This window comes from Bordetella avium, assembly GCF_034424645.1.
In the GTDB taxonomy this organism is placed as follows: domain Bacteria; phylum Pseudomonadota; class Gammaproteobacteria; order Burkholderiales; family Burkholderiaceae_B; genus Bordetella; species Bordetella avium.
Genome location: NZ_CP139969.1, coordinates 188,851 through 213,938, shown reverse-complemented (window position 1 = coordinate 213,938; position 25,088 = coordinate 188,851). Strand labels below are relative to the sequence as shown.

The following is a 25,088-nucleotide window of genomic DNA, read 5'->3' as shown; positions in this document are numbered from 1 at the left end:
CCTGGAATCCTGTTAGTCTCGCGTGCCTTGTCAGGCGGCCAGCGTATCGCGCAGCCGGGCCAGTTGGGCTTTCACGGAAGTATCGAGCACCTGGTCTCCGACGGCCACGCGCACGCCACCGATCAACGAGGGATCGATAGTGACTTGCGGCTTGAGCTTGAGACCGAATTTGACTTCGAGCGCGGCGATGAGCTCTTTGACCTGAGCGTCGCTCAGTTCGAACGCGCTGGTGATTTCCGCCTGCGCCGTGCCCTCGTAGCGATTCTTCAAATCGACGAATTGCGTGGCGATGATGGGCAGCAGCAACAGCCGGTCGTTCTGCACCAGCAGGTCGATGAAATTGCGCGCGGCCTGCGGCAACGGCGACTTGATCAAGCTGGTGAACACCTGAGCGCGCTGAGCGTCGTTCAGGCGCGGATCGGTCATCGCCTCGCGCACATCGGCATTGGCGGCAACCTGGGCCAATTCGCCGACGAGGTCGGCCCATGAGACCAGGCCAGCCTTGTCGTCGCACGCAGCGCCGAACAACGCTTCGGCGTAGGGGCGGGCAACAGTGGAAAGTTCAGCCATGACGTTCCCGGATTAAAGCTGCGCCTTGAGCTGGTTCAGCAGCTCGGCATGGGCGCGGGCATCCACCTCGCGCTTGAGGATCTGCTCAGCACCTTTGACCGCCAGCACGGCGACTTCGTCGCGCAGCGCATCACGGGCACGCTGAACTTCCGCAGCAGCGTCCTGAGCGGCTTGCGCCACGATACGGGCGCGCTCGGTCTCGGCGTCGCGGCGAGCCTGTTCGATCAGGCCAGCGGCTTGCTTCTCAGCGTCGACAATGCGAGCGTGGGTTTCAGATTTGGCAGAAGCTTCGATCAGACTGACGCGCGCTTGGGCCTGGGCCAGGTCGGCTTTCCCTTTCTCGGCGGCGGCAAGGCCGTCGGCGATTTTTTGGCGGCGCTCATCGATCGCCTTCGTCAGGGGCGGCCACACGAATTTCATCGTGAACCAGCCCAGAACGAAGAACACGAGCATCTGGAAGAAGATCGTCGCGTTCAGATTCACGGTCGTTCCTTTAACACCTTGCGGCTCCGGCAACCCGACACGGGGCGGCACGGAGCACTCGATACTTGCCGGTACGTGGCAACCCACGCCCAGCCGCGGGCCCCCTGGTCACGCCAGCGGGCATTGCCTTTAGCCAACGAACGGGTTGGCGAAGGCGAACAGCATGGCGATACCCACGCCGATCAGGAACGCCGCGTCGATCAGACCGGCCAGCAGGAACATCTTGGTTTGCAGCGCGTTCATCAGTTCGGGCTGACGAGCCGAAGCTTCCAGATACTTGCCACCCATCAGTGCGATACCGATGCAAGCGCCGATAGCGCCCAGACCGATGATGAGACCGCAAGCGAGAGCAACGAAAGCGACGTTGGTCATGACAACTCCTTGGTTAAAAATCTGAAGTCAGAAATGTTGGAAAACGGGTACTACTTGAATGCAAGAAAATCTTGCGATCGGTGCCCGCCACCATGGCGCACACCGAAAATTGGGATCAATGACCTTCGTGAGCCTGACCGATATACACCAGGGTCAACATCATGAAGATGAATGCCTGCAGCAGCACGATCAGGATGTGGAAGATTGCCCACACCGAACCGGCCAACACATGCCCAATGCCCAAACCGATGCTGGAGGCGTTGAAGCCTGTCCAGGCGCCACCCAGCAGGGCGATCAGCATAAAAATCAGCTCACCGGCAAACATATTGCCGAATAACCGCATACCCAGCGAAACCGACTTGGCGGCGTATTCGATCAGGTTGAGCAGCAGGTTGAAGGGAGCCAGCACGAGCGCGGCCAGGCCGTGAGCGTGGAAAGGCGCGGTGAACAATTCTTTGACGAAACCCGCCGGGTGCTTGATCTTGATGCCGTAATAGAACATCAGCAGCAGCACGCCCAGCGACATGCCCATCGGCACGTTCAGGTCAGCAGTGGGAAGAATGCGATGGTAGTAGAGCGGATCGCCATGCTCGGCACCCAGGCCCGTAACGCGCCAGATGGTGGGGAACAGATCGACCGGCAGCAAGTCCAGGGCATTCATCAGAATGATCCACAGGAAGACGGTCAAGGCCAGCGGTGCGACGAACTCGCGGCTCTTGGCGTTTTGCACAATGCCCTTGGCCTGATCGTTGACCATGTCGACGATCATTTCGACGAAACCCTGGAAACGGCCCGGCACACCCGCCGTGGCGCGGCGCGCGGCCAGCCACAGGCAGAAAATGACGATCAGACCCATGAGGCCCGACCAGAACAACGAGTCATAGTTGATGACGTTGAACTGGGCGATGACGGATTGCTTCTCGCCCAGGTTGTTCAGGTGCACCAAATGATGCTGGATGTACTCGGACTGAGGCGACGCGCCACTGGCTGCAGCCATGTGAAATCCTACCCTGTTTGCTGTGGGCCGCCCCCGGAGGAACGGCTTGCACGATTGTTAATTGCGCTATGACAACTTGCGGAACATCAGCAGCACGAGGTAGCCCTTGAGCGTCAGGATCAAGCCCAACAGCACTGCCGGCCAGACCAACCAGGCCTGGGTGTAGTGCCATATCAGCCACAACAGCAGCGCCGTCATGAGCAACTTGAACATTTCACCAAGGAAAAATGTCAACGGATCGGGCCGGATAGACTTAACGACGTTTATCAACAAGCGCAATGCAAACAATGCATTGGGCAAGAAATACGCCCCCGCTCCCAACAACGCCGACGCTGCCGCCGACGTTCCCGCAACAATCCCCGCGATTGCCGCCGCTACGAGTCCCATGAGCCCCTGAGCCACAACGGCCATGAAGAGCTCCCGGCACGCACGCGCATTGATAGCCGCACGATCTGTGTCGGTAAGAACCAAACTCTTCTGCATTAAGCTTCCCCGCCTTAGAACCGCCACGATTATGCCGCGCGGTTTCCAGGCCTGCGTCGAGAGCGCAGACCGTAAACCCGACCCCCGCCATATGACTTGCATATGGCTTGCTCTGGCTACCTGCCGACCTGACCGGCCTGCAATATCACCTTTGAGCCCAGTCCCGCCTGACGGGATTTTATGGGAATCGGGCCACTGACCATGACCTCTCTAGCGTTTTTTTTCGCCCAACTGCTATGGCCGCTACGGCGCAGCTTTAAGCTACGTGTTACCCCGAAAGCGTCAAACTCTGAGAGTATAGCTTGAAAGCAATTCAGCAGACAAATGGAAAGCGGACAAGTCAGATGGCGGCGAGGCCAAATTTTTCAAGACCCCGCCTGCGGCGCTCAGCGATGCTTGAAGTCCGGTTTACGCTTTTCCGAGAAAGCGCTCATGCCCTCTTTCTGATCTTCGGTCGCAAAGAGCGAATGGAAAACGCGGCGTTCAAACAACAGCCCCTCGTTCAGCGGGGTCTCGAAAGCCCGGTTGACGCACTCTTTGGCCATCAGGACCGAGGGCAGCGACATAGAAGCGATGATGGTCGCGGCGTCCAGCGCCTCGTCGAGCAGCTTGTCGGCCGGCACCACGCGCGACACCAGACCCGAGCGCTCGGCCTCCTCGGCGTTCACCATGCGGGCCGTCAGCACCATGTCCATGGCCTTGGCTTTCCCCACCGCGCGCGTGAGACGCTGCGTGCCGCCGGCCCCCGGAATGACGCCCAGCTTGATTTCGGGCTGGCCAAAGCGCGCGGTGTCGGCTGCAATCACGATGTCGCACATCATGGCCAGCTCGCAACCGCCGCCCAGCGCGTAGCCGGCCACGGCGGCGATGATGGGCTTGCGGATGCGCTTGATGGTTTCCCAGTTACGGGTGATGTACTCGCTGCCGTACACATCCATATACGACCAGTCTTTCATGGCGCCGATATCCGCGCCTGCGGCAAATGCTTTCTCGCTGCCCGTGATCACGATGGCGCCAATGCCGGCGTCGCTCTCGAAAGCCAGCAGCGCAGCGCCGAGTTCGTCCATGACCTGATCGTTGAGGGCATTGAGCGCTTTAGGGCGATTAAGGGTCAGCAGACCCACCCGGCCACGGGTTTCGACCAATACTAAGGACTCGCTCATGTGTTTGTCTCCTGAGAGGAATATGAGAAGTAAGATATGCCGATGAACGACGCACCCGTAATTTACCGCCTCGAGCCCCACGACCCGGCGGGCCACCGCTACCGGATAACCCTAGGCGTGGCGCGGCCTGACCCCAACGGCCAGTTGCTGTCATTGCCGGCCTGGATTCCCGGCAGCTATCTCATCCGGGACTTCTCGCGTCAAATCGAGACCCTGTCGGCCCGCGCCGGCGGCCGGCCTGTCGCCGTCATGAAACGCGATAATCACACCTGGCAGGCCGCGCCCTGCGAGGGCCCCCTGGTGATCGACTACACGGTATACGCCTGGGATCTGTCGGTGCGCGGCGCCCACCTGGACGAAAGCCACGGTTTTTTCAACGGCACCAGCGTCTTTCTGCGGGTCCATGGCCAAGATGACCAACCCTGCCTGCTCGACCTGGCTCCGCCGCCCGGTATTGCCGGCTGGAAGGTCTACACCAGCCTGCGCGAGGCCCGCGGACGACTGGGGGCCCGCAGGCATGGTTTCGGACGCTACGAAGCTCCTGACTACGATGCCCTGATCGACCATCCTGTGGAAATGGGCACGCCGCAGGTCGCCCGCTTCACCGCCCACGGCGCCGAACACGAGTTGGTATTCACTGGGGTGGCCCCGCGCCTGGATCTCGCCCGCATCGCACAAGATGTCCAGAAAATCTGCGAAACCCAGATCGCCTTTTTCGAGCCCCGCAGCCGCCGCGCGCCCTTTCTGGACAGCGCAGACCGCTATGTATTCATGACTATGGTGACGGGTGACGGCTACGGAGGCCTGGAGCACCGCGCCAGCACCGCGCTCATGACGTCGCGCAAAGACCTGCCCGTGCTGGGCCAGCAGGGCCAGGGGGAGGGCTACCGCAGCTTTCTCGGGCTGGTCAGCCACGAGTATTTCCATACCTGGAACGTCAAGCGCATCAAACCGGCCGCCTTTGCGCCCTACAACCTGGCGCAGCCGGATCTGACCCGCCTGCTCTGGATCTTCGAAGGTTTCACGTCTTACTACGACGATCTGCTGTTGTTGCGTGCGGGCGTCATCACGCGAGACGACTACCTGCGTCTGCTGAGCAAAACCATCACCAGCGTGATGCGCAGCCCCGGCCGCCACAAACAATCCGTGGCCGACAGTTCTTTCGATGCCTGGACGCGCTACTACAAGCAAGACGAGAATTCCGCCAATGCCCTGGTGAGCTATTACACCAAGGGCTCTCTGGTCGCGCTGGGCCTGGACCTGCTGATCCGCCAGGACAGCGGCGGCAGCCACAGCCTGGACGATGTCATGCGCCTGCTCTGGCAGCGCTATGGCCGCGACTTTTATCGCGGCCGCGCCCAGGGCCTGGGCGAGGAAGAATTCCCCGAGCTGGTGCGCGAAGCGACGGGCGTGGACGTGCGCCGCTTCGTCAGGCGCTACGCCTATGGCACGGCCGACCTACCGCTGGCGGATCTGCTGGCGCCGCAGGGCATCTCGACAGAATGGAAAACCGCCAGCCCCCTGCCCAGCCTGGATGTGCGCACACGCAAACAGGGGGACAGCCTTGTGCTGGCCACGGTCTTCGAAGGCGGGGCGGCGCATCGCGCCGGGCTGTCGGCCGGCGACGTGCTGCTGGCCATCGACGGCTTGAAAGTCGAGGCGCAGGCCGGGCTCGATGTGCTGTTGTCGCAGTACCGGCCAGGTGACCGGGTGCAGGTGCATGTGTTTCGCCGTGATGAACTGCGCAGCTACCTGGTGCGCCTGGCCGCGCCCGAAGCGCTGGATTGCGTGCTGAGCTGAGCGCGGGGCTCAGGCGCGCTCCCAGCGGCGCTGGATGTCTTTGGCCGCCACGACGCCGTCGGCCATGGCCGTGACGACGCAGGGATGGGCGCGGTTGGCAACTTCGCCAATGGCGTAGACATCGGGCAGGCTGGTGCGCGCCGTAGCGAAGTCAGTGCGGATATAGCCGCGCGTGTCGCGCGCCAGACCCAGACTGTCTGCAAAGGCGGCCTGCGGCTCCCACCCATAAAACACCAGGATGAGGTCATAGGCCCGGCCATTAACCGTGCGCCGGACCGGATCGATCTCGTAGGGGCCCACGCTGACGCCCTCGGTGCCGGCGCGCTGCACCCATTGCTGCTGCGCCCGCACGCTGCGGGCATAAAGATGCACCTGGCGCGCGCCACAATTGCGCACGTAAACAAAGTTCTCAAAGGCATTGTCGCCACCGCCCAGCACCGCCACCGACAGGCCCGAGTAGTTTTGCGCCATGATGGGCGAGCCGGGGCCGATCATCACACCCGGCCAGCTCGCCCCGGCGGGATAGCCGGGCAACCCCCGGGCGCGCACGCCCGTGGCAATGACCAGGCTGCGGCCCGTCAGCACTTCCGCAGAAGAGGCCATGGTCAGCGCCATGCCCTCTTTGCAAGAATGCACGCTCAGGGCAGGCGAAGCCAGATGCAAGGGTACCTGCGCAGCCGCCAGACTCTGGCCGATCTGGGCCGCGATCTCTTGCCCGGTGCGGCCGGGCGCCGCGACGTTCCAGTCGTCGGTAAAGGGGTTATCCGCCGTCAGACCGCCTGGCCGCGCGCTCGCTTCCACCAGTACGGGCGCCAGCCCCAAACGGGCCAGCCATACCGCGCAGGAGGCTCCCGCCGGACCCGCACCCACTATGACCGCATCGTAAATCTGCCGCATATCCCTGTTTTTCCTCGCCAGCGCCGGATGGCGTCACCGGAATTGTAGTCAGGGTCGCCCTGGGCTGCGCGCGGCCCCCCGCGCCCCTTACAATTCGGGTTCACCCTGCATTGAGCTCATCATGCCTACTCGCCGTATTTTCATATCGGGCCTCGCCCTGGATGCCCGCATCGGCATTCTCGAACACGAACGCCGCGCCACCCAGCCGTTGCATGTCGATGCCGAATTCGACATCGACATCACGCGCAATGTGGACGACCTCGATATTCATAGCGTGCTGGATTACCGCCAGCTACGCGAAGCCATCGTCCAGGAGTGCACGCAGGCCCACGTCAACCTGATCGAGACTCTCTCGGAGCAGGTGGCCAAGCGCCTGTTGGCAGAATTTCAAGAGGTCCGTTCGCTGCGTTTGCGCATCAGCAAGCCGATGGCCTTTTCGGACTGCAACGCCGTCGGCGTGGAAATCCAGATCAGCCGCTGAACATGACTCGCACCGATATTGAGCGCCCGGTTCTCACCCAGGCCGAAGAAAAGGCCCGTTACGAGGGCAATAAACTGAGCAAGCGTCTGGCGCGTGAGACCACTCGCGCTTTATCCGACTACAACATGATCGAAGAAGGCGACCGCGTGATGGTCTGCCTGTCTGGCGGCAAAGACTCCTATGCCATGCTGGACATTCTCATGGCCTTGCAAAAGCGTGCGCCCTTCCGCTTCGAGCTGATCGCCGTCAACCTGGACCAGAAGCAGCCCGGTTTTCCCGCCGATATTCTGCCCAACTATCTCAGCTCGCTGGGCGTGCCGTTTCATATCGAGACACAAGACACCTACTCGATCGTGACGCGAGTGCTGGCTGAAGGCAAAACCATGTGCTCGCTCTGTTCGCGTCTGCGGAGGGGCATTCTGTACCGTGTGGCCGATGAACTGGGCGCCACCAAGATTGCACTGGGCCATCATCGCGACGACATCCTCGGCACACTGTTCCTGAACCTGTTTTATGGCGGCAAACTCAAAGGCATGCCGCCGAAACTGGTGTCCGACGATGGCCGCCATACCGTGATCCGGCCGCTGGCCTATATCGCGGAAACGGATTTGATCGCTTACGCCGAGCTCAAGCAATTCCCTATCATTCCCTGCAATCTCTGCGGCTCGCAAGAGAACCTCAAACGCAAGGAAGTCAGCCGGATGGTGCAGGAATGGGATCGCAAATTTCCGGGCCGCTCCTGGAATGTGTTCAATGCGCTCTCGCGCGTGGTGCCCTCGCACTTGATGGACCGCGACCTGTTCGACTTCGTCGGGCTCAAACCCACCGGCCTACCTGACGCCAACGGCGATATCGCCTTCGATGAGCCGCAGACCGATGACGCCTGTGACGCCAGCGCACCGGCGGATGGCCTGAACGAACAGCAAATCGTCTTCAGCCGTTTCAGCTAGGCGGCAGGGCGACGGCATCAAGCCGCCGCCCGAAGTAATGCTCAAAGCAGGCCCAGTCAGGATAATCGGCTGGCGCGGCGCGGTAGGCATACAGCCGCCCCGCCAGCCCGCATATCCAGTCGGCGCATTGCAGCGTCTGGAAATAATCGCTCTCGCCCTGCAAGGGCGGCTCCATCAGGCTGCGGCATTTGGCGCTCACCGCTTCGAACATGGCGCTGGTACAGGCCGCCACATTGGCTTCGCGCCAACGACTGCCCGCCTTCTGCTCATCCAGCACAACCATGAAGGTCGCATCGCGCGCATCACAAAACATCGCAACCCGGCGCAACACTGCGAGCAACTGGCGTTGAAACCGATCCGCAGCGGTCTGCCCGTCTTTTTTGCACGCTCCGCTCAGCACCGCATAGCCTCCTGCCCGCCGGATGTAATTGAGCAGTCTCGCGACGGCGTGGCGTAGCGCCGGATAACTGCGCACATTGCGTTCGGTGAATAGCTGCGCGCCTTTTTTCTCCCAACGCCAGGCGGGCAGAGGCTGACGCTGAATCTCATAGCTCAGCAAACGGCATTTGAGCCGGTAAAAATAGATGGCGAATTCGCGCAGCTCCTGTGCGGGCAGCAGCAGCCCGCCGAAACCGAACACCGGGCTAGTGCGAAAACGCGGATGTGACCGCGCGACGTAAGGCCCCACATGCCCAAATTCGTCCAGATAGAGCACATAGTGTCTGGTCATGTCATTGGGCTCCTTACGACATTCGTGCTGTAACCGATTACAGGCCAGCACGAAAAACAACGGCATTGATTGGCCGCGAGTATGCGTGAACAGGTCGCCGCTGTTGCAGGATATTGCAGAATTCGGACCACGGCGACATCGCCGGAAACATCGGCCAGGCTGGGGGGAAACAGGGGCGCAAAAACACGAAAGCCAGACAGCGCCTGGGCGCCGTCTGGCCTCGGAAGGTGGGCATGCTTGTGGCATGCGTTGCAAAGATTTTAGGGCTGGCGGTGCGAGTCCTCGCGCGGATCAGACCTTTCTTGAGCGAGATACACGCGCTTTTCAGCCGTTTAGCCGCTGGATAGGCGCACCATCGAGCCAGGCGCGCACAGCCTTGACCGCATTGCGGTAAAACGCCTCAAAATTCGACTGGGTGACATAACCCAAATGCGGCGTCAGGATCAGGTTGTCGAGATCACGCACCGGATCGGTCGGCGGCAAGGGCTCGACCGGATAGACATCGAGCCCCGCGCCCGCAATACGGCGTTTTTCGAGGGCATCCATGAGCGCGGCCTGATCGACCAAGCCGGCGCGCGAGGTGTTGACCAGATAGGCGGTCGGCTTCATGGCGGCCAGAGCCGCGTCATCCACGATATGACGCGTGGTCTCGCTCAGGATGAGATGGATGCTGATGGCATCGCTAGTAGAAAACAAGGTCTCTTTATCGACCCGCCGCAGGCCTGCGGCGGCGGCCCGCTCATCGGTCAGATTGGGGCTCCAGGCCACGACATCCATGCCAAAGGCGCTACCCACGCGCGCCACGGCCTGACCCAGTTTGCCCAGACCCAACACGCCCAGGCGCTTGCCCGCCAGCGGCACCGGCATGCCGGTTTGCCACATACCGCGACGCATGGCGGCGTCTTCCTGAGGAAGATGTTTGAACAGCGCCAGCAGATGCGCCCAGGCCAGCTCGGCGGTGGCCGTGCCCGAGTCCGCGCTGCCTGGCGCGCCACAAACCGGTATGCCGCGCGCCGCGCAGGCCTGCATGTCGATGGCGTGGTTGCGCAGACCCGTGGTGACCAGCAGCCGCAGATTGGGCAAGGCGTCGATCAGTCCGGCCGGGAAAGCCGTGCGCTCGCGCATGGCCACGATCACATCGAAAGGCTGCAAAACCCGGATGCGTTCAGCGCCTTCAGGCAGGGCATCGCGAAATGCAACCACATCGGCGCCCAGCGCGGTCCAGTCCGCGTAGCGCAAGGCCACTTCATGGTAGTCGTCCAGAATGGCGATCTTCATGCTTATCTCCTTGCGCCAGGTGTCAAATCTAGACCTTATTGACTGACATTGCGGGTCAGCCGCTCGCGCAATTGCGCCGGCGGCAGCACGCCCGCCGCGCGCGTGTTGTCTTCAAAAAAAAGCGTGGGCGTGCCGCGCACCCGCAATTTCTCTCCCAGCGCCACCAATTCCTCGATGGGCGCACGGCAGTGCGCCGGGGCGGGCGGCTTGCCTTCCAGCATCCAGGCATCCAACACTTTGCCGGGATCGGCCGCGCACAAGACATCGCGCGCTTTGACGGTAGAGTCGGGCGACAGAATGGGATAGAGAAAGGTGTAGATCGTCACATCGTCCATCTCTTTCAAGGTATGGCGCAGTTGCTTGCAATAACCGCAATTGGGATCTTCAAAAATGGCGATCCGATGCTTGCCCTGACCTTTGACCTGCTTGATCGCGAGATCCAGCGGCAGCTCGGAGAACGACACGGCGCTGAGTTTTTCAAGGTTTTCTCGCGTCACATCGCGGCGCGTGGCGGCATCGATCAGCGGACCCTTCATCACCCACGACACATCCTTGTCGGTGTAGAACATATCGCCGCCCAGCTGCACCTCGAAAAGGCCGTAAGGCGTGGGCCGGACAACGCCTATCTTCAGGTCTTGAAACCGCAGCTGAAAGCGCTTTCTGACAGCATCCGTCACCGGGTCGGGCGGCTGGACCTGCGTGGTGGAATAGACTTTGCCGCCATTCGTGGCGGGTTTGCCGACCTGATTGGTCGAATAGACCGTATCGTTCTGGCCAGAGGACTGCGCCGTCGATGCCGAATAGCCGTTTTGGGCATAGGCGTTGGCGCACAACAGACTGGCCAGCAAGACAATGATGCGTGCTTTCATGGAACATCCTGGTGCGAAAGGGCTCGTCAGTTGCGCGAGGCTTGCTCGATGAGGCGGCGCTTGACCAAGGGCAGGGCATCGACCAGGCGCATGCCGGCATTGCGCAAAAAAGCGGCCGGCGCATTATGCGCGGCAAACAGGCGCTGCAATCCGTCCGTCGCCAACCGCATGGCCAACACCGGTTCAGCGCGGGCGCGTTGATAACGGCGCAACACGCGCAAATCTCCGGCCTGCCGATAGGTCTCGCGCCCGGCCACGGCCTCGGCCAGCGCTTGGGCATCGCCCAACCCCAGATTCAAACCCTGACCGGCCAAGGGATGCAAGCGGTGGGCGGCATCGCCTACCAGCGCAATGCCCGGCGCGACCATCTGCGACTGCTCAAGCGTCAGCGGAAAACCATGCAGGCGGCTGCGCGCATGCAAGCGGCCCAAACGGCCCTCGCTGGCCATCAACAAACGCCGCTCGATCTGCGCGCCCGGCTCGGGCAAGGCCATCAGTTCACGCGCCAGGCCTTCGCGCATGGACCAGACCATGGACACCTGCGGACCTTCGCGCGTGTCGGGCAAAGGCAGCAGCGCCAAGACGCCATCATCGCGGAACCATTGCAGCGCCGCGCCATGATGGGGCTGCTCGGCGTTCAGATGCATGACCAGGCCAATGTCGGCGTAGGACTTGCTTGTGTGCTTCAGACCCGCCGCTTCGCGCAGGGGAGACGACGCGCCATCGGCGCCAATGAAAAGCTCGGCCGACAGGCGCTGACCGCTTTCGGTTTCGACCTCGCCAGGCCGCCAGCCCACGGCACGCTCTTCGATCCAGGGAATGCCGAACATGCGGGTAGCCTGCACCAGCACCCGCTCGATCTCGCTGGACTCGACGATCCAGGCCAGTTGGCTCTGCGCGGCCTGCCAGGCATTGAGTTCGACGCGGCCATCGCCATCGCCGTGGATTTCCATCGACTTGACGGGTGTCAGGCGCGCGGCGGGCAGGGCGTCCCAGATACCCAGGCCTGCCAGAAAGCGCTGGCTGGCGGGCGAAATCGCGTAGACACGCGGGTGATAGACATCCGCCTCGGCGGGCGGCAGGTTCAGGCGCGGCGCCAAGACGGCGACGCGCTGCTGCCGACGGGCTAGCGCCAGGGCGCTGGCCAGACCGACGATGCCTGCGCCGCAGACAATAATCTGGTGTTTCATCTTGCAGAAGGCTCCCCGGCTTGCTTGGGCCACAGCAGCCACATCTGGCCGCGCTGCTTCATACGCCCAGCCTGCTGTCCGGCCTCGTCACCGAAGCCCCAATAATAGTCGGCCCGCGCCGCCCCCTTGATGGCCGTGCCAGTGTCCTGGGCGAACACCAGACGCTGCAAAGGACGCTCGGAAGCCGGATAGGTCGTGGAAAGATAGACGGGCGTGCCCAGCGGCACGAAAGTCGGGTCCACCGCGATGGCGCGCCCGGCGGCCAGCGCAATGCCGTAGGCGCCCTTGGGGCCTTGCTCGGGATCGGCCACGGTTTCCTCGCGGAAGAACACCACCGCCGGATTGGCGTTGAGCATTTCCTGCACCCGCGAGGGATTGCGCTGCGCCCAGGCGCGGATGTTTTGCATCGAAGCCTGGTCAGCGCGCAATTCGCCCCGGTCAATCAGCCAGCGGCCGATCGATACATAGGGCTGCCCATTGTGGTCGGCGTAGGCCACCCGTATGGTTTTGCCCGCATCCGGGCCTTCCGTCAGCTGGACGCGCCCGGACCCCTGCACCTGCAGGAAAAAGTTGTCTACGGGATCATCCACCCAGGCCACGACCGGCGGCTTGCGGCTGGAGGCTTCGATACCGGCACGGGTGTCATAGGGCACCACACGGCGGCCGTCGAGTTTGCCGCGCACTCGCTTGCCGGCCAGATCAGGGTAGACCGCGCCCAGATCGATGATCAGCAGGTCATCGGGCACGCCGTACAAGGGCCATTGATGGCGCCCTCCACGCTCTCGCGAACCGCGCACCAGGGGTTCGTAATAGCCGGTCACGGTGTTGGACGCCACGCGACCATCAGCCCCCACCAGACGCCAGGGCTGGAGATAGCTTTGCAGGAAGCGGCGCACCGCTGCGCCATCGCCTGCGGCCGGGGCACGCGCGGGATCAGCGGCGGCGGCGCAGACCGGCTGCCAGGCACGCGGCGTGGCGCGGGCGGGCACGGTCAGGTTGCCGGAGGCCGGACGCACCAGACCTTTGCAATTACGCAACACCAGCGGCCACAGGCGCGAAAGATCGTCGCTTTCCCAACCCGGCAGTTCCGACCAGGCGGCTCGCTGATAACGGCCGGCCAGCGCGCGCGGCGGCGTATCGGGCAACGTCGTGGGCACGACCAGCGGCCCTTCGGACACCGCTTGACCGGGGCCGCGCGATTCCGGCGGGATTTCCGATGTAGTGCTACATGCCGCCAGCAGCGCCGACAGCAGGGACAGACAAAATAAGCGTTTCATGGAGACACCGTTCAATGCAACGTGCGGGGCATGGCGAGCACGAACTCGTCGATCGGCACCTCGAAGGGAATACCGTTTTCACCCACGCAGTGATACGTGCCGCGCATGGTTCCGACCGGTGTCGGCAACGGACAGCCGCTGGTGTATTCGAAGGTCTCGCCTGGGGCAAGCAGGGGCTGCTGCCCGACCACCCCCAGACCGCGGACTTCCTGCACCTGCTGATTGCCGTCGCTGATGATCCAGTGGCGGCTGATGACCTGAGCCGGCTGCGAGCCGGTGTTGGTAATGCGCACCGTATAAGCAAAAACGTATTGCTGCTGACTGGGATCGGACTGCTCCGGCACAAAACGCGGGGTCACGGATACGGTCAGATCGTAAGGTTTCAAAGGTCTTTCCCAGTTCGGCAGTCGACAATACAAATAAGGGCGAACAGGCGCGACGCAAACCCGAGCAGAAACCTGACCGACAAGCTTGTGCGCCAAACTACAATAATTGCACATTATGCCCCCGGAAACCCTGAACACCATGTCCACCCCGGCCACCACCCGCATCGCTCCCAGCATTCTTTCCGCTGACTTCGCCCGCCTGGGCGAAGAAGTCCGCAACGTCGTCGCCGCTGGCGCCGACTGGATTCACTTCGACGTGATGGACAACCACTATGTCCCCAACCTGACCATCGGGCCCATGGTGTGCGCCGCCATCCGTCCCCATGTACAGGTGCCGATCGACGTGCATCTCATGGTCGAGCCGGTCGACGAGATCGTGCCCATGTTCGCCAAGGCCGGTGCCGACATCATCACCTTCCACCCCGAAGCCAGCCGTCACGTCGACCGCACGCTGGCCCTGATCCGCGACAACGGCTGTAAAGCCGGGCTGGTGTTCAACCCCGCCACGCCCCTGTCATATATGGACTATGTCATGGACAAGCTGGACATCGTGCTGTTGATGTCGGTCAACCCCGGATTCGGGGGCCAGGCCTTTATCCCGGCCACGCTCGACAAGCTGCGCCAGGCCCGCGCGCGCATCGACGCCTGGACCCAGGCCGGCGGCCAGCCTATTTTGCTGGAGGTCGATGGCGGCGTGAAAACCGACAACATCGCCGAGATCCGCCGCGCGGGAGCCGACACCTTCGTCGCAGGCTCGGCCATCTTCGGCAAGCCCGATTACGCCTCCGTCATCAAGACCCTGCGCGACGAAATCGCCAAAGGCGAAACCCTGGCTGCCTGAGATATCTATGACTAGCTACCGCGCTGCTTTACTGGACCTGGATGGCACCTTGCTGGACTCCATCCCCGATCTCGCCCGGGCGGCCAACGCCATGCGCGTCGAACTGAACATGCCGGTCCTGCGCGATGACGTGCTCGCGACCTTTGTCGGCAAGGGCGTGGACAACCTGGTGCGCCGCACGCTGGCCGCCAGCACGGAGGCCGGCGAGGTGCCGGACGAGCTGTTCGCGCGCGGCCGCGAGTCTTTTTATCGCCACTATCATCTGGTCAATGGCGACCGGGCGCGGGTCTTTGACGGCGTGATAGACGGGCTCAAACTCATGCGCGACATGGGTTTGAAACTGGCTGTCGTCACCAATAAACCGACCGAATTCACCTTGCCGCTGCTGCAACGCACCGGCCTGGCGGGCTTTTTCGGCCTGGTCGTCTGCGGAGACACCTGCGCACGCCGCAAGCCTGACCCCGATCAGGTGCTGCATGCCTGCGAAGTACTGGGGGTGGCACCCCGCGAGGCCGTCATGATCGGCGATTCGCTCAATGACACCCAGGCCGGACGCAGCGCAGGCACGGCCGTGCTGGCGCTGCCTTATGGCTACAACGAGGGCATGGACGTGCGTTCGCTTGATGTCGATGGTATAGTTGATTCGCTAGTCGATGCCGCACACTGGATCGAAAACGGCGCGTCTGGCGCCCGTCATTGATTCAGTCATTGACGCCTTTCTCAGGCTTTTCCCGACGCTTTATCGCCCCTGATGATGACTCTCTCCCTGACCCAAATGCGCAACGCCTCATGGCGTTGGTGGCGTTTGTCTTCCGGGTGGCGATAATCTCTTCCCGGCCCTAAGCGCGCGTCGCGATAGTGCCCAAAGCCAAGCCCGGAACCGCAACAGGACCGGGCTTTTTTGTTTGCATGCCTGGTCCCTCACCACCGAGACCCGACATGACCGAACTTGAATTCAAAGCACTGGCCTCTCAAGGCTATAACCGTATCCCCCTGATTGCGGAAACTTACGCCGACCTGGACACACCGCTCGCCATCTACCTGAAGCTGGCCCATAGCGGCCCGCAGCATGGCAAGATGAGCTGCCTGATGGAATCCGTTGTCGGCGGTGAACGCTTCGGCCGTTATTCTTTCATCGGCCTGCCGGCCCGCACTGTCATCCGCGCCAGCGGCCGCACGACCGAGGTGCTGCACGACGGCCAGGTCGTCGAAACCCATGAGGGCGATCCGCTGGCCTTCATCGAGCAATATCAGGCCCGTTTCAAAGTCGCGCTGCGTCCTGGCATGCCGCGCTTTTGCGGCGGCCTGGCCGGTTATTTCGGCTACGACACCGTGCGTCACATCGAAGCGCGCCTGGGCCCGGCCGTCAAACCCTTCCCCGAGGGCATGGACGAAGGCACGCCCGACATCATGCTGCTGCATGTCGATGAGCTGGTCATCGTGGACAACCTGGCTGGCCGCACTTATTTGATGGTCTACGCCGATCCGGCCCACCCGGAAGCCTATAGCCGCGCCCAGGAGCGCCTGCTGGAGCTGCGCGCGCGCCTGCGCAAGCCGGTGGACATCCCTTACAGCCACGCCAGCATGCAAACCGAAGAGCGGCGCGACTTCGCCAAGGAAGATTATCTAGCCGCTGTGCGGCGCGCCAAGGAATACATCGCCGCAGGAGATCTGATGCAGGTGCAGATCGGGCAGGTGATCGCCAAACCCTTCCGCGATGCCCCGCTGTCGCTATACCGTTCGCTGCGCTCGCTAAACCCTTCGCCGTATATGTATTTCTGGAACTTCGGCGACTTCCAGGTCGTCGGCGCATCGCCGGAAATCCTGGTGCGCCAGGAACAGGTCAACCAAGACGGCGAGCTCAAGTCGCAGATCACGATCCGGCCGCTGGCCGGCACCCGCAAGCGCGGGGCCACGCCGGAAGAAGATCAGGCGCTGGCCGCAGAACTGCGCGCCGACCCCAAGGAAATCGCCGAACATGTCATGCTGATCGACCTGGCGCGCAACGACGTCGGCCGCGTGGCCGAAACGGGTTCGGTACGGGTCAGCGACACCATGGCGATCGAGCGCTACTCGCATGTCATGCATCTGGTTTCCAATGTCACCGGCAATCTGAACCCCGGCATGAGCAGCATGGATGTGCTGCGCGCCGCTTTTCCGGCCGGCACGCTGACAGGCGCTCCCAAGGTCCGTGCGATGGAAATCATCGATGAGCTGGAGCCGGTGCGCCGGGGCATTTATGGCGGCGCCGCAGGCTATTTGAGTTACGGCGGCGAGATGGATGTCGCCATCGCCATCCGCACGGGCGTCATCAAGAACGGAACCCTCTATGTCCAGGCAGCCGCCGGCATCGTCGCGGACTCCACGCCTGAACTGGAATGGGCCGAAACCGAGGCCAAGGCGCGCGCGGTGCTGCGCGCCGCCGAACAGGTGCAACACGGCCTGGACGACCCGATCTGACCCTAAGGCTCCCGGCCTGTTGCACCTAGGCAGGGAATGAGGCCTGGCCTATGCCGTCAGGGCCGGCTGGCCTGGGCGGCCTGACGCGCTAGCAAGGCATCGAGCTGATTGGCGAAAGCCTTGCGGTCGGCCTGGCTGAAGGCGGCCGGGCCGCCGGTATCCACGCCGCTGGCTCGCAGTTCTTCCATCATGTCGCGCAGGCTAAGCCGCTCGCGTATGGTGTCGGGCGAGTAGCGCTCGCCTCTCGGATTCAGGGCCAGGGCGCCCTTGGCCAGCACATCGGCAGCCAGCGGAATGTCGGCGGTGATCACCAGATCGCCCGCCACCGCATGCGTGGCGATATGCGCATCGGCCACATCGAAGCCGCGCGGCACTTGCACCGCCCGGATCAGCGCCGAGGGCGGCGTGCGCAGCATCTGATTAGCCACCAGCGTCAGAGGGATCTGCCAACGCTGCGCGGCGCGAAACAGAATGTCTTTGATGACGGCAGGGCAGGCGTCGGCATCAACCCAGATATGCATGGGAACTCAGGCGTCCAGCGCTTTTTGCAACAGCTCGGCCACGATGTCGTTGGGCGATACACCGCGCTCCTGCGCCAGGGCGCGCACACGCTCGACCTGGGCTTGCGGCAGCTTCAGCGCAAACGGCACCAAACCAGCCGCCTGATCGAGCTTGCGCTGCTCGCGGCGGTCCGGCGGCTGACCGCCGCCAAAACGCGCTGAAACGCCCGATTGCCGCAACTGGCCGGAAATTTTGAGGGCTTTGTTCTTTTCGAGTTCGAATTTGTTCATGGGGATTCCTGACAGAGAGCGCCATCATAAGCCCTGAACGCCGAATACACCGCAGCTATCCCGTTTCGGCGTCCTGCCTTGAAGCGGATGCTGTGTCCGGCCGGCAGGGTGTAGCACTGCGCTAAGCAATAGCGCCTGCGTCCTGCCATGGAACCGCCAGGTTTCAAACAAGACTATTGAACGGGCGCTGCCCGCAGATCAAGGGCGCTGCGGGCAGCGCAGGACTGGCAGCGCAACAGCCCAGGCGACGCGGCTGCACAGTGTTAGCGACACAGTGGCCGCCACCCTAGCGGCGGCCATGCTGACGCTTGTCCCTGCACACTCAACGCGCAAACAAGCCACGGATACGCATCAACTCACGATGCAGGGCTTCGTTCTTCTCGAAAGGGGCGCGTCCGTGCAGATAGAAGTAATTGTTCAACACCACCAGTTCGCCCGGCGGCAGCGTGATTTCCTGGACGCCCGCGCTGCTTTCCATGGATGCCGACAGGTCATGCAGATACAGCGCCTCTTCCAGCGTGGCCGGCTGCACGAACTGATCGATAAAACATACTGACAGGCCGTAGCGGCTTTGGAAGAACAAGGGACGCTCAACCTGCTCGGCGACGTTTTTCGACGCGGGCGACTTGTACAGCAAGGGTTGGGTTGCAAGCGGGTCCTGCGTGAAGCGATCCAGGTCGGCCCAATCATCCAGATGCAGAAAGCGCGACTCGCCGCCCACTGCATTGCGCTCATCGAACTTCATCATCAGCAGCCAGTCGGTCGCCTCGGTGACATAGGTGCCATCGGTATGCATGGTGAACAGACGATAGGCCTGGCGCAGATAGGAGTCGCTATTGTCGGTGTGCTTCACCAGAAAGCGCGCGTAGTATTTCCCTGACATCGAATCATGGTTGGCCGGGCCGAGCAAATAGCCCACCGCCGTGCCGAACCTCACGAAATCGTCCGGATCCGCCGACAAGCCTTGCAGGCCGATCGTGAATCCCCCATGACGGCGATCCTCGACCAGCGCATTGAGCGTGGCGCGCAGCCCCTCGCCGCAGGCCTGCAACAGCATATCGGCCAGCTTGAAACGCATAAAGGGCACGTACTCGAGATTCTGCACATCGATCGCCCGGGCCTGATCCAGAAAGCGCTCCAGTCCCTCGGATTCGAGGGTGACCTGACGCACACGCGTATGCGTTTGATGGTCGGAAACCGTGCCGGGAAAAAGACGCTGCAAGTCGAGTCTGTCATTCATAATGATCTCCTTGATGGAAAGCGGTGCTGGAAATCATTAAACGTGACAACCCTCCGGCATTAAACCGGCGGCTACCGATACTTTGTTTGGTATGAGCGATCAAAACGTGGAAACACGCACGCTACGCTACTTCATTGCAGTAGTGGAAAACCTGCATTTCTCCAAGGCGGCGGACCGGCTGGACATCTCCCAATCGGTGTTAAGCGTAGCCATACAAAAACTGGAAACCCAGCTTGGCGTGAAGCTGCTCCAGCGCAATAAAAGACAGCCGGTCTCGCTCACCGATGCCGGGCGCGCCTTTCATGCCCATGCCGTCATCGCCCTGCAACATATCGATCAGGCGGTGCAGATCGGGATGTTGGCCGCGCGTGGGCTGGCCGGAGTCGTCAAGATCGGCTTTGTCGGTTCGGCCGTCACCACCGGCGTCATGCAGGGGCTGCTCAGAGGCTATCGCGCCGAGCATCCCGCAGTCCGCCTGGAAGTACTACCCATGGACACCCCCACCCAGATCGAAAACCTGAAAACGGCTGCGATCGACGTCGGCATTCTGCGCGCCCGGCGCGAATACCCTAAAGGCGTAGAGGCAATTTCGCTTGAATCAGAGCGCCTGGCGGTCGCCATGGCCGACAACCATCTGCTTGGGCGCAAAGATGAACTGGCTCCCGCCGATCTGGCCCTGGAGTCTTTCATCATCCCGCAGTTTGGAGAGCGCGAGGGATTCTCGGAGATTCTGGCGGATCTGGGCAGAAGCGGCGGCTTCACGGCTCAGCCGCATCAGCGCGTCAAGGATTTCATGTCGGCCTTGGCGCTGGCCGCGGCGGGCTATGGGGTGGTGCTGGCGCCCGAATCCATCGTCAGGCTGTCGCCGCCCGGCATCACCTACCGCCGCATCACCGGCTTCGAACGGCGCGTGAATCTCGCCCTGGCCTTTCGCACACGCGATAATGCCCCGGCCGTGGCGGCGCTGATCGACAAGGCCCGCGCTACAGGCCTTTGGAAGACGCCGACGCAAACGTCATAAGCGACCGCTCAAGCAGGCACGAATAGGCGCTGGGAGGCAGACCATCCCGCAGATAAGCCTGCGCATCGGGCGTGGCAGATAAGGCGGGCGGCAGAGGCATGGACGACGGACAGTTCAGGCGGAGCGGCGCGCCAGCGACTCGGTATCGCGATGGCTTTGTGCTTCGAGATAGGCGTCACGCGAAGGCAGCAAATGGGCCGCGCACAAGGACACTAGCGTATCGATATCGCCGGCTTCCAGCGCTTCTATCATTTGCCAATGCTCCTGTCGGGCCTGCTCGCGGTAATCGGGCGACACCAGCGAGGCAAAGCGGATCGGGTGGGTCTGGCGCGCGAACTCGGTCAAGGCCTGATGCAGGGTTCGATTGCTGCAAAGGCTGAACAGGGCTTCGTGAAACGCCGCGTTATGGCGAAACGCCGCACGCGCATCACCCGCCTGCGTAGCCTGATCATGCAAGGCCTGGATGGCTTTCAAGGGCGCCAGGCGCTGCGGGTCCAGGTCGCGAGGGATACGCCTTGCCGCCTCCGTCTCGAGCAAGGCACGCACTTCGTATAGCTCGATGACTTCCTGGACGGAGAAGGCGCGCACAAAAGCGCCGATATTCTTGCGGCGCTCGACCAGACCCATGCGCTCCAATGCAAGCAATGCCTCTCGCGCCACATGACGCTTGACGTTGAAACGCGCCATGAGCTCGTCTTCAACCAGACGTTCGCGCGGATGCAAACGGCCGAAAACGACATCCTCTTCAAGCGCGGCGATCATACGCTTCAAGGTGTCGGGTGCGTCGGATTGGCTAGCGGGGGCAGGCATGGGCTGAAAACCTGGGCATAAGGGCGCACTGCGCCAGTCACTGGAGAATAGACCATTGTATTTCCGCTGACCTCTCCGACGCCCGCCCAAGCCCTGGCGCTCAGTCTTTTCTGGGCAGGCTGCCGCGTTGTGTGGCGGCGCGCAAGAAATCGAAGTCCACCCCCTGGTCAGCCTGATTCACGGACGTCAGAAACAGCTTGCGGTAGCCCCGGTCCGCCGTGGGCTCGACCACCGGCTGTGCTTGGGCGCGCGCGGCCAGTTCGGCGTCGCTGACATGCAGGATGATCTCGCGGCGCTGTACCGACAGGCCGATGCGGTCGCCGTTGCGCACATAGGCCAGCGGCCCGCCGATGGCCGCTTCGGGCGTGACATGCAGCACGATGGTGCCAAACGCCGTGCCGCTCATGCGGCCATCAGAGATGCGCACCATGTCTTTCACGCCAGCCCGGGCCAGCTTGCGCGGGATGGGGATATAGCCCGCCTCGGGCATGCCCGGCGCCCCCTTGGGACCGATGTTTTTGAGCACCAGAATATCGTCGGCCGTCACGTCCAGGTCGTCGCTGTCGATACGCAAGGCAAGGTCGGCCCCATCCTCGAACACCACGGCACGCCCTTCATGCTCCATCAGATCGGGATGCGCGGCCGATTGCTTGATGATGGCCCCACCGGGCGCCAGGTTGCCGTGCAGCACCGCGATACCGCCTTGCGGATAGATCGGCCGGCTGCGTGGCCGCACAACGTTCTGGGGGAAGCCCGGCCCGGCCAACGCGATCTCTTCGCCCAGCGTGCGGCCCGTGATGGTAAGCGCATCCAGATGCAGCAAGGGCTTGAGCTCACGTAACAAGGGGCCATGCCGCCTGCATGGTGGAAGTCCTCCATGTAGTGGTCGCCCGAGGGCTTGAGATCCAGCAACACCGGCGTGTCGCGGCTCATGCGATCCAGGGCGTGCAGATCGATGTCATAGCCCATGCGGCCGGCAATAGCGGCCAAATGCACGATGCCATTGGTGGAGCCGCCGATGGACAGCAACACACGCATCGCGTTCTCGAAGGCTGCGGGCGTGAGAATCTGGTCAATGGTGAGGCGCTCGCGCGCGAGGCGCACGGCCTCGGTGCCGGTACGTTCGGCCACGCGGAGGCGATCCGCCGTCACGGCGGGCGGTGAAGCGCCACCCGGCACGGTCATGCCCAGCGCCTCGGCCAGACAGGCCATCGTGCTCGCCGTGCCCATGACCGAACAGGTGCCGACGCTAGCCACCAGTTGATTGTTCACCTCCGCAATTTCTTCGGCATCGATTTCCTCGGCGCGGTACTTGCCCCAATAGCGCCGGCAATCGGTACAGGCGCCCACCCGCTCGCTGCGATGCGAACCGGTCAGCATCGAACCGGTGATCAACTGAATGGCGGGAATGCCGGCAGAAGCCGCGCCCATCAATTGCGCCGGCACCGTCTTGTCGCAACCGCCTATCAGCACGACAGCGTCCATCGGCTGGGCGCGGATCATCTCCTCGGTATCCATGGACATGAGATTGCGCAAATACATGCTGGTTGGCGCCGAGAAGCTCTCATGAATGGAAATCGTGGGGAAATCCATCGGCAGGCCGCCCGCCAGCATGATGCCGCGCTTGAGCGCCTCGATCAGTTGCGGCGCATTGCCATGACAGGGGTTGTAGGCGCTGCCGGTATTGACGATGCCGATGACCGGACGTTCGAGCGCCGAATCGGTATAGCCCGCCCCTTTGATGAAAGCCTTGCGAAGGAACAGGGAAAAGCCCTGATCGCCGTATTGGGTGAGGCCTTTGGACAGCCCGCTGGCGGCATTCGAGGTTGGCGGGTGGGCCTTTTTTTCGGAATCGGACATTGGCTGAGTGGGGCTAAGAAAAGGGGCGGGCGGGAAAGCTCAGCCACCCGGGTAGGCAATCTGTGCAACGATGTCACTGGTATTATCACCCATATTATTAATAATTTAGTTAATTAAAGTAGGCCTTGTTGGCAGACGGGCTTGGGACACGCAGCTGTGCAAGCTCGCCGCAGCGCCCGACATCACCGATGCCGAACTGGAGGCCATGCACGAGGCCGGGGTGCGCCTGAACGTGCTGTTTGGCGGCGGTGTGGGCTTTGCCGCCTCGGGCATTTTCGGCAGTATCGGCGCCTATCTGACCGAGCTGTTCCCCTCGGACGTCCGCGCCAACGGCCAGGGCTTACAACTTCGGCCGGGGCATCGGCGCGTTGTTTCCCAGCCTGGCGGGCTATCTCGGCCAAACCCACGGCCTGGCCTGGGCCTTCGGCGTATTCACCACCACAGCTTATGGCGTCGTGATCATCGCCGCGCTCATGCTGCCCGAAACCAAGGGCCGCATACGGGAATAGGCCGGCCTATTCCGGGCAGACCGTCCGAGGCACCGGGGAAGGCGCTTCGGCGGTATTGCCCGCGAACTGGCGGATGCGCTGGGCCAAGGCCGGCGTGGGCCGTTGATAGCCATAGCAATAAGGCGGCGTGGGCACCGCCTCGGGGCGGTAATCCTGCAGTAGGTGTTTCGCATCGCCCAGATTTCGTCCAGGAAATCGTCACGTCGGCCGAGCCGTTTTTCACGTTCAATAGCCGGTCTGACATCCGCGAAATGCCAGATACGACTCGACGCCCGCCTGAGCGCGACAGGTCTGAAACGCGCTGGGGTCATAGGAAGCAGAGGGCCTCGGCAAAGCGGCCTTCGTCTCTTTCTCAGCTTGCCGAACCCGCCGGCAAGGCTGATGGTCTCAGGTGAGATAAAGAATCCAGCCCACGGCCAAGGCAAGGCAGAGCAGGGACACCGGCAAACCGGCCCGCGCGAACTCCCAAAAGCTGATAGTCACGCCATGCTCTTTGCCCTGCTCGGCCACGATGATGCCAGCCAGACTGCCGAAAATCACCATGTTCGATGAGAAGCCGGTACCCAGCGCAATCGCCGCGCCCAGCGCCGCCGGGTTGGTGACGCCATCGATAAAGGGCGCCACCAGCATGACGGCAGGGTTGTTGCCCACCACATTGCTCAACACCGACATAATCGCCAGCATGGACAGCGGATCTTGCAGATGCAGGCCTATGCCGCTCAACTCGGTCAAGAGATGCTGAGGCAGGCCGGTCGCGGCCACCGCCTGGTTGACAATGAATAGACCGATCAGCAAAAGCAGCAGATCGCCGTCGACGCGGCTGAGCATGTTTTTGGATGAAATGCCCCGATTGACCAGCAGCACCGCCGCGCCGCCCAGCGCAATCAACATATGCGGCCAATTGCTAAAGACGAAAGCACCCACCATAAGCAGGGTGATCACCGCCGCCTTGAGCGTTTCGACCCGGTCGAAGGGGATCGCCTCAGCGACCGGCCCCTTCACGGCTGCCGCTTGCGCCCTGCGCTGCCATTTGCCACGGTAGAGAAGGACTATCGTCAACCAGATGAGCGGCAGCCCGAGCAGAGCCGGCAGGGCCGATACCCTCATAAAGCCGGTAAACGAGAGCCCTAGCGCCTCGGCGGCGATCATGTTCTGCGGGCTGCCGATGATGGTCGCGGCCGAACCGACGTTGGACGCAAAACAGAATGCCAGCAGAAATGGAATCGGGTTCAGGCCTCGCGTCAGCGTGATGGACACGAGCACCGGCGTCATGGCCACGACCACCACATCGTTGGTCAATATCGCAGACAGCCCGCCGCCCACAGCGATCAGAATGGCCAGCAATAGCGGCGGCGCAACACGCAGACCGCCCACCCATCGCGCCGCCTTGTCATAAAAGCCGGAAACCACAAAAGCCGAAGAAACGACCATCAGCCCGAAAAGCAGGCCGATGGTCCGGTAGTCAATGGCATCCCAGGCAGCTTGCGGTGATATGTAGCCCAGCGCGAGCAGGACCATGGCCCCGACCGTTGCAGCCCCGGTCCGATCGAGCTTGAATCCTGGCAGATGGCCGACGCCCATCGCCACATAGACCAACAGAAAAACCGCAAGCGTGAGATCCATCAAAAAC

General features: G+C 62.5%; 25 protein-coding genes and 4 pseudogenes. 9 read left to right on the top strand and 20 right to left on the bottom strand.

Annotated elements, in window-relative coordinates; genetic code table 11:
• Positions 1 to 30: 30 nt before the first annotated feature.
• From U0029_RS00995 to U0029_RS00970, 6 genes are all read right to left on the bottom strand, one after another.
• Positions 31 to 570: a F0F1 ATP synthase subunit delta gene (locus U0029_RS00995; RefSeq protein WP_012418855.1), complete on the bottom strand. Its 540-nt coding sequence runs from the start codon at positions 568 to 570 to the stop codon at positions 31 to 33.
• A 12-nt stretch (positions 571 to 582) separates the two neighbouring features.
• The gene (locus U0029_RS00990; protein WP_039051323.1) at positions 583 to 1,053 is read right to left on the bottom strand and encodes a F0F1 ATP synthase subunit B; all 471 of its coding nucleotides are present in this window, start codon (positions 1,051 to 1,053) and stop codon (positions 583 to 585) included.
• 129 nt (positions 1,054 to 1,182) lie between these two features.
• Positions 1,183 to 1,425 carry a F0F1 ATP synthase subunit C gene (atpE, locus tag U0029_RS00985; protein ID WP_003815363.1) on the bottom strand — a complete coding sequence of 81 codons (243 nt, stop codon included), beginning with the start codon at positions 1,423 to 1,425 and terminating at the stop codon, positions 1,183 to 1,185.
• A gap of 115 nt (positions 1,426 to 1,540) precedes the next feature.
• Entirely contained in the window at positions 1,541 to 2,422 is an 882-nt protein-coding gene (gene atpB / locus U0029_RS00980; RefSeq protein ID WP_012418857.1) for a F0F1 ATP synthase subunit A, read from the bottom strand.
• A 66-nt stretch (positions 2,423 to 2,488) separates the two neighbouring features.
• Positions 2,489 to 2,905, bottom strand: a complete 417-nt coding sequence (locus tag U0029_RS00975; RefSeq protein WP_039051324.1) for an ATP synthase subunit I — start codon at positions 2,903 to 2,905, stop codon at positions 2,489 to 2,491.
• 386 nt (positions 2,906 to 3,291) lie between these two features.
• Positions 3,292 to 4,068, bottom strand: a complete 777-nt coding sequence (locus U0029_RS00970) for an enoyl-CoA hydratase (RefSeq protein WP_012418859.1) — start codon at positions 4,066 to 4,068, stop codon at positions 3,292 to 3,294.
• Between the two features lie 36 nt (positions 4,069 to 4,104).
• Here U0029_RS00970 and U0029_RS00965 point away from each other — a divergent pair, with 36 nt between their 5' ends.
• A complete protein-coding gene (locus U0029_RS00965) occupies positions 4,105 to 5,868 on the top strand; it encodes a M61 family metallopeptidase (protein WP_012418860.1) in 1,764 nt (587 codons plus the stop codon).
• A 9-nt stretch (positions 5,869 to 5,877) separates the two neighbouring features.
• Here the strand turns inward: U0029_RS00965 and U0029_RS00960 are convergent, their stop codons facing one another.
• Positions 5,878 to 6,765 carry an NAD(P)/FAD-dependent oxidoreductase gene (locus tag U0029_RS00960; protein WP_012418861.1) on the bottom strand — a complete coding sequence of 296 codons (888 nt, stop codon included), beginning with the start codon at positions 6,763 to 6,765 and terminating at the stop codon, positions 5,878 to 5,880.
• A 121-nt stretch (positions 6,766 to 6,886) separates the two neighbouring features.
• Here U0029_RS00960 and folB point away from each other — a divergent pair, with 121 nt between their 5' ends.
• Both folB and ttcA read left to right on the top strand, forming a co-directional pair.
• Positions 6,887 to 7,246: a dihydroneopterin aldolase gene (gene folB / locus U0029_RS00955; protein ID WP_114852061.1), complete on the top strand. Its 360-nt coding sequence runs from the start codon at positions 6,887 to 6,889 to the stop codon at positions 7,244 to 7,246.
• 2 nt (positions 7,247 to 7,248) lie between these two features.
• Entirely contained in the window at positions 7,249 to 8,196 is a 948-nt protein-coding gene (gene ttcA / locus U0029_RS00950; protein ID WP_114852062.1) for a tRNA 2-thiocytidine(32) synthetase TtcA, read from the top strand.
• Here ttcA and U0029_RS00945 read toward each other — a convergent pair.
• The 6 genes from U0029_RS00945 to apaG all read right to left on the bottom strand — a co-directional run bounded on the left by U0029_RS00945 (position 8,189) and on the right by apaG (position 13,926).
• Entirely contained in the window at positions 8,189 to 8,926 is a 738-nt protein-coding gene (locus U0029_RS00945; RefSeq protein WP_012418864.1) for a DUF3800 domain-containing protein, read from the bottom strand. The genes ttcA and U0029_RS00945 overlap by 8 nt on opposite strands.
• Before the next feature lie 324 nt (positions 8,927 to 9,250).
• Positions 9,251 to 10,204, bottom strand: coding sequence for a D-2-hydroxyacid dehydrogenase family protein (locus tag U0029_RS00940; protein WP_114852064.1), 954 nt, complete (start codon positions 10,202 to 10,204; stop codon positions 9,251 to 9,253).
• 35 nt (positions 10,205 to 10,239) lie between these two features.
• Complete coding sequence (locus U0029_RS00935) at positions 10,240 to 11,073, bottom strand: DsbC family protein (RefSeq protein ID WP_012418866.1); 834 nt, start codon at positions 11,071 to 11,073, stop codon at positions 10,240 to 10,242.
• Between the two features lie 26 nt (positions 11,074 to 11,099).
• A complete protein-coding gene (locus tag U0029_RS00930) occupies positions 11,100 to 12,263 on the bottom strand; it encodes a UbiH/UbiF family hydroxylase (RefSeq protein WP_114852065.1) in 1,164 nt (387 codons plus the stop codon).
• Positions 12,260 to 13,540: a murein transglycosylase A gene (gene mltA, locus U0029_RS00925; protein ID WP_114852066.1), complete on the bottom strand. Its 1,281-nt coding sequence runs from the start codon at positions 13,538 to 13,540 to the stop codon at positions 12,260 to 12,262. The genes U0029_RS00930 and mltA overlap by 4 nt, the downstream gene beginning before the upstream one ends.
• 11 nt (positions 13,541 to 13,551) lie before the next feature.
• A complete protein-coding gene (gene apaG / locus U0029_RS00920; RefSeq protein WP_012418869.1) occupies positions 13,552 to 13,926 on the bottom strand; it encodes a Co2+/Mg2+ efflux protein ApaG in 375 nt (124 codons plus the stop codon).
• 115 nt (positions 13,927 to 14,041) lie between these two features.
• On the opposite strand from apaG, the gene rpe reads away from it, so the two are divergent.
• The 3 genes from rpe (at position 14,042) to trpE (ending at position 17,227) form a co-directional block, all read left to right on the top strand.
• Positions 14,042 to 14,767: a ribulose-phosphate 3-epimerase gene (rpe, locus tag U0029_RS00915; RefSeq protein WP_012418870.1), complete on the top strand. Its 726-nt coding sequence runs from the start codon at positions 14,042 to 14,044 to the stop codon at positions 14,765 to 14,767.
• A gap of 7 nt (positions 14,768 to 14,774) precedes the next feature.
• Complete coding sequence (locus U0029_RS00910; protein WP_012418871.1) at positions 14,775 to 15,467, top strand: phosphoglycolate phosphatase; 693 nt, start codon at positions 14,775 to 14,777, stop codon at positions 15,465 to 15,467.
• Between the two features lie 239 nt (positions 15,468 to 15,706).
• Complete coding sequence (trpE, locus tag U0029_RS00905) at positions 15,707 to 17,227, top strand: anthranilate synthase component I (RefSeq protein ID WP_114852067.1); 1,521 nt, start codon at positions 15,707 to 15,709, stop codon at positions 17,225 to 17,227.
• 56 nt (positions 17,228 to 17,283) lie between these two features.
• Here trpE and U0029_RS00900 read toward each other — a convergent pair whose 3' ends face one another.
• The 3 genes from U0029_RS00900 to glaH all read right to left on the bottom strand — a co-directional run bounded on the left by U0029_RS00900 (position 17,284) and on the right by glaH (position 19,258).
• Positions 17,284 to 17,748 carry a YaiI/YqxD family protein gene (locus U0029_RS00900; RefSeq protein WP_012418873.1) on the bottom strand — a complete coding sequence of 155 codons (465 nt, stop codon included), beginning with the start codon at positions 17,746 to 17,748 and terminating at the stop codon, positions 17,284 to 17,286.
• A gap of 6 nt (positions 17,749 to 17,754) precedes the next feature.
• Entirely contained in the window at positions 17,755 to 18,018 is a 264-nt protein-coding gene (locus U0029_RS00895) for a hypothetical protein (protein ID WP_114852068.1), read from the bottom strand.
• Between the two features lie 322 nt (positions 18,019 to 18,340).
• Positions 18,341 to 19,258, bottom strand: coding sequence for a glutarate dioxygenase GlaH (gene glaH, locus U0029_RS00890; protein WP_114852069.1), 918 nt, complete (start codon positions 19,256 to 19,258; stop codon positions 18,341 to 18,343).
• A 91-nt stretch (positions 19,259 to 19,349) separates the two neighbouring features.
• Here glaH and U0029_RS00885 point away from each other — a divergent pair, with 91 nt between their 5' ends.
• The gene (locus tag U0029_RS00885) at positions 19,350 to 20,279 is read left to right on the top strand and encodes a LysR family transcriptional regulator (RefSeq protein ID WP_039051326.1); all 930 of its coding nucleotides are present in this window, start codon (positions 19,350 to 19,352) and stop codon (positions 20,277 to 20,279) included.
• 114 nt (positions 20,280 to 20,393) lie between these two features.
• Here the strand turns inward: U0029_RS00885 and U0029_RS00880 are convergent, their stop codons facing one another.
• Positions 20,394 to 21,089, bottom strand: coding sequence for a GntR family transcriptional regulator (locus U0029_RS00880; RefSeq protein ID WP_114852070.1), 696 nt, complete (start codon positions 21,087 to 21,089; stop codon positions 20,394 to 20,396).
• A gap of 100 nt (positions 21,090 to 21,189) precedes the next feature.
• Positions 21,190 to 22,949, bottom strand: a pseudogene (locus U0029_RS00875) (IlvD/Edd family dehydratase).
• Between the two features lie 175 nt (positions 22,950 to 23,124).
• Here U0029_RS00875 and U0029_RS00870 point away from each other — a divergent pair.
• Together U0029_RS00870 and U0029_RS00865 are read left to right on the top strand one after the other, a co-directional pair.
• Positions 23,125 to 23,214, top strand: a pseudogene (locus U0029_RS00870) (amidohydrolase family protein); the annotation flags it as partial.
• A pseudogene (locus U0029_RS00865) lies at positions 23,191 to 23,458 on the top strand (MFS transporter); the annotation flags it as partial. The pseudogenes U0029_RS00870 and U0029_RS00865, both read left to right, overlap by 24 nt.
• Positions 23,459 to 23,464: 6 nt before the next feature.
• On the opposite strand, the pseudogene U0029_RS17315 reads toward U0029_RS00865, so the two are convergent.
• A pseudogene (locus U0029_RS17315) lies at positions 23,465 to 23,638 on the bottom strand (pectate lyase family protein); the annotation flags it as partial.
• A gap of 207 nt (positions 23,639 to 23,845) precedes the next feature.
• Positions 23,846 to 25,081, bottom strand: coding sequence for an ArsB/NhaD family transporter (locus U0029_RS00860; RefSeq protein ID WP_012418880.1), 1,236 nt, complete (start codon positions 25,079 to 25,081; stop codon positions 23,846 to 23,848).
• Between the last annotated feature and the right edge of the window lie 7 nt (positions 25,082 to 25,088).